The sequence below is a fragment of the Nitrosomonas mobilis genome (assembly GCF_900103035.1).
Lineage (GTDB): Bacteria > Pseudomonadota > Gammaproteobacteria > Burkholderiales > Nitrosomonadaceae > Nitrosomonas > Nitrosomonas mobilis.
Genome location: NZ_FMWO01000109.1, coordinates 1 through 3,522, shown reverse-complemented (window position 1 = coordinate 3,522; position 3,522 = coordinate 1). Strand labels below are relative to the sequence as shown.

Annotated in this window: 2 protein-coding genes and 5 pseudogenes; 4 read left to right on the top strand and 3 right to left on the bottom strand. The window is 44.7% G+C overall.

All coding sequences use genetic code 11. The features are described from left to right. A pseudogene (locus tag NSMM_RS14735) lies at nt 1–460 on the bottom strand (transposase); the annotation flags it as partial. Between the two features lie 212 nt (nt 461–672). Further along, nucleotides 673–1,023, bottom strand: a pseudogene (locus tag NSMM_RS14730) (transposase); the annotation flags it as partial. An 80-nt stretch (nt 1,024–1,103) separates the two neighbouring features. On the opposite strand from NSMM_RS14730, the pseudogene NSMM_RS17235 reads away from it, so the two are divergent. The 4 genes and pseudogenes from NSMM_RS17235 to NSMM_RS16670 all read left to right on the top strand — a co-directional run. Next, nucleotides 1,104–1,224 (top strand): annotated as a pseudogene (locus tag NSMM_RS17235) (IS1595 family transposase); the annotation flags it as partial. 98 nt (nt 1,225–1,322) lie between these two features. Continuing rightward, nucleotides 1,323–1,811 (top strand): annotated as a pseudogene (locus NSMM_RS14720) (IS1595 family transposase); the annotation flags it as partial. A gap of 109 nt (nt 1,812–1,920) precedes the next feature. Then, nucleotides 1,921–2,415, top strand: a complete 495-nt coding sequence (locus tag NSMM_RS14715; RefSeq protein ID WP_143001969.1) for a hypothetical protein — start codon at nt 1,921–1,923, stop codon at nt 2,413–2,415. A 167-nt stretch (nt 2,416–2,582) separates the two neighbouring features. Beyond that, nucleotides 2,583–3,011: a hypothetical protein gene (locus tag NSMM_RS16670; protein ID WP_245654840.1), complete on the top strand. Its 429-nt coding sequence runs from the start codon at nt 2,583–2,585 to the stop codon at nt 3,009–3,011. Between the two features lie 63 nt (nt 3,012–3,074). Here the strand turns inward: NSMM_RS16670 and NSMM_RS17230 are convergent. After that, a pseudogene (locus NSMM_RS17230) lies at nt 3,075–3,203 on the bottom strand (transposase zinc-binding domain-containing protein); the annotation flags it as partial. Between the last annotated feature and the right edge of the window lie 319 nt (nt 3,204–3,522).

The following is a 3,522-nucleotide window of genomic DNA, read 5'->3' as shown; positions in this document are numbered from 1 at the left end:
GTAAAAAGGTCTCATCCGCCTCAATGATTCCTTGCAAGTGGTTGGCTTTAGTAGCCGCCGGCAAAGTCAGGAACCGATGGCGCCAGCGAAAACTGGTGTTTTTGTCTATTCCGCATTGCCTGCCGCTAGCTCGCACGGTCAAACTTTCAATCAACGCTGCACTGTAACTCAATCACTGCTCCTTATGCCGCAGACGGGGCAAAGGAGTTCCCGAAATAGCCGTGAATGTGTGCTTGTTGCATAAGCAACAGCGAAAACGTTGCAACCCCGCCTGGTGCCCCCAACGATGAGGGCGATCCGCCTGGCAGACCGGACAACTCGGCTCAAAAGAATCCTCAAGATATTTCACAACCACAGCTTGTGGCTTCGCCTCGCTCAGATAATGTTTGGCCTGTTCTTTTTGACGACGATTAAGTTGCGATATCTTTTCCAACCACTCCCGAAAATCAGTGGCTTTCATGACTATACCCTCCAGTCTTAATGCTCCAGCCTAATCGACAAAAAGGTAGTTCCAACGTTTAATGCAGACATAGCCTTAAAAAGGGTCATTTTAAATTTCAATGCTGAAAGATTTCCTGAACGTCCTGCAAAATGTGCGCATACTCTTGCACATAGAAACAATAGGGCTCCATTCGCGTTAAATAAGGACAGAACTAGGATCTAGTTGACATTTCACATGGGTAGCCACAGATATCCATAAGCCATGGCAACCATACTTTTGTAATCTCTCTTCAGTTTGTCATATCGTGTTGCCACTGCACGATACTGCTTTAATCGTACAAAAGTATTTTCTACCAAATGCCGATATTTATACAAACTCCAATCCATGTCCGCATTACCTTCCCATGAATTGCCCTTCCCTGGTATTACAAACATGGCTCTCGTCTTTGTTATCTGCTCCCGTATACAATCATTGTCATAGCCTTTGTCCGTTACCATCGCTTCCGCGTCAGGTAACTTGGCAATCAAATCGGGCGCTGCGGAACAATCGTCGACTTCTCCACCAGTGATCTCAAACTCAATCCTGATTAGTTACTTCTCTCAGAAATCTTGTAAAATCTACAAATTGCGAAGAAACGTAGCAAAATCAGAGGAGGATGGCAATGGCGATGAATAAAATTCAGTTTCAGGCAGGCCTGTCACTGCATGAATTTCTGCATCAATATGGCACGGAAGCACAATGTGAAGCAGCATTGTTTGCTGCGAGGTGGCCACATGGCTGGAGATGCCTGCGCTGCGATGGGGAGCGATATTCCTGTACCCATAACGGCCGCAAGCTATGGGAATGCCTGGATTGCGACTACCAATGTTTTTCAATTGTCGGCACCATGTTTGAAAATACTAAATTGTCGCTAAAGACCTGGTTTCCGGCCATTTACTTAATGACGCAAAGCAAGAATGCGGTCAGTGCGTTGGAACTCAAACGTCAGCTGGGGGTAAGTTACAAAACGGCATGATCGATCAAGCATAAGCTGTTACAGACCATGCTGCTGCGCGAAGAAGAGCGCCGTCTGGATGGACGCGTGGAGGTTGACGATGCTTATCTGGGAGGTGCAAGGTCGGAAAAGTGCGGCCGAGGCGCGGCAAGTAAGACGCCATTTGTAGCGACAATACAAACAAACAGCGAGGGGAAGCCACTTTATATACGCTTGACTCCCATAGCGGACTTTACATATGAAGCGCTCAAACAATGGTCGGCTGAATGTCTGTCATCTACTTTGTGGGAAGTGGCAAATCTGCTGTGCAGTATGCCGAGTTTCGATTGCTGCGCGCCGCCGCAACGACAGAACCTCTTCCGCTCGGTATATTGAGAATTTCTGAAACAGGTAACTAATCAGGAATTTTTTAAACGATCCAATGGTTTCCCTTACAAAAAAACAATAGTTTCCCTAATTACTTTATTGTATAGGGTCAATTAGTATGACTCCTTATGAAATTACTTATTTACTTGGAGTTATTACTATCATGAAAATAGGAAAATATTTTATTGCTTTATCAATATATATCTTGTTGAGTGCCGGTGTATCAATCAATTCTTTTGCATCGAATGAAGCCATAAAAACATATCTGGCTAATAATCAAAGCAACAGCGGCCGTGTAGACCACACTGCACTGGCAAAACAGCATGAGCATTTGGCCAAAGAAATGCGGGCTAAAGCGCGGAAAAAAGAAGAGATTCTAAGAACCAAGCCGAGAACCAGTTTCTTCGGTAAAAATGGAAAGTATTTAAAATCTCGCATCGTGAATAAAATCCGTAACTACGAACAAGTTGCTCAGGAAAATTTAGAAAAAGCGGCTTACCACAGAACAATTGCTTCTGAGCAGGCATCTAGAAAATATGTCGCAGACCCTATTCAAATTGATAGCCAGATTAATAAAGTAAAGGTAAAATCCAGTGGAACTAATGAATTGTAAAGATAAATGCTTTTAAAAAGACATTAATTTCATAAGTCGTTCATGATGAGTTGTTTTGCGATTTGTCCTGTCGCTGTTTTATCGAGTCATATCGTTGTTTCTTCTTTCTCTTTCTTAAGGCGCTTTGATCTTCAGACAAAGCGCTTTTTTACGTGGAGATTACCGTCATGCCAGCAAGAAAATATTTTGTAGCTTTGCCGTCAATTGTGCTGGCAGGAAAGCGATGGGTAGCTTTTTCGATACTTGCATTAGTGGCAGCCTGCGCGCCTATGAACTCGCTAACATCAACACGACCTGCTGAAATTGATCTTGCCGCACAGGATAACCAAGGCAATCCAGATCATAAAGCGCTGGCACGACAATATGAAAATCTAGCTGAAGAAATGCAGACTAAAACTCAAGAACAAAAAGCGATCCTAGAGCATAAATCGCACTCCAGTCATTTCGGTAAAAACCGGAAAAATACTAAATCGCAGACTGAATTTAAAATTCGACAGTATGAACAAGCAGCTCAGAAATACAGAGAGAAAGCTGCTCATCACAGTTCGATGGCGGTTGAACAGGCGACTCATCAAACTGCCGCAAAACCGAAATAACCAGATAATAATAATCAGATGAATCGCGAATAGAACTCGCAACGGAATCAGCAATGAAAGCACCCATTGCCGCACGGGTACATTGGGAATAACGTGATCGATCGGGCGAGCAGTCGTCTGCGCCATGCACGGCCCACCGCACGAAGGGCAAAACCCCCGTCTTTTGCAGGAAAAGGCAACCAGGCTTTTCATGGGTGCAGTCGACACAACGCAGGCGCATAAAACCATGCGCTAAAATGCCACAGTCAGGAAATGCATCAAACTCCTCTTTGACAAAATCGGGCAAACCTGATTCAGCCCCAACTTGCACAAAGAAGGTCTCCACATGCTCTTGTACCAACTGGTACGGGATGGTTGCGTATTCCACGGAAACTGGACACTCAGTCCACGGCAAACTGGACAGTCGGAGCGTAGCGACGCGGGGGTTGTTTTTTACTCCTGATTTGAGGGTTTAGTCAAATCTCTTTTGCTCTTTCTGATCGACTCGCCGGACAGATCCAGTTTATGTGCG

What these genes read in the sequence shown, in the direction of transcription:
- NSMM_RS16670 (WP_245654840.1), top strand. Translation starts at nt 2,583, where the DNA reads ATGCCAGCAAGAAAATATTTTGTAGCTTTGCCGTCAATTGTGCTGGCA.
- NSMM_RS14715 (WP_143001969.1), top strand. Translation starts at nt 1,921, where the DNA reads ATGACTCCTTATGAAATTACTTATTTACTTGGAGTTATTACTATCATG.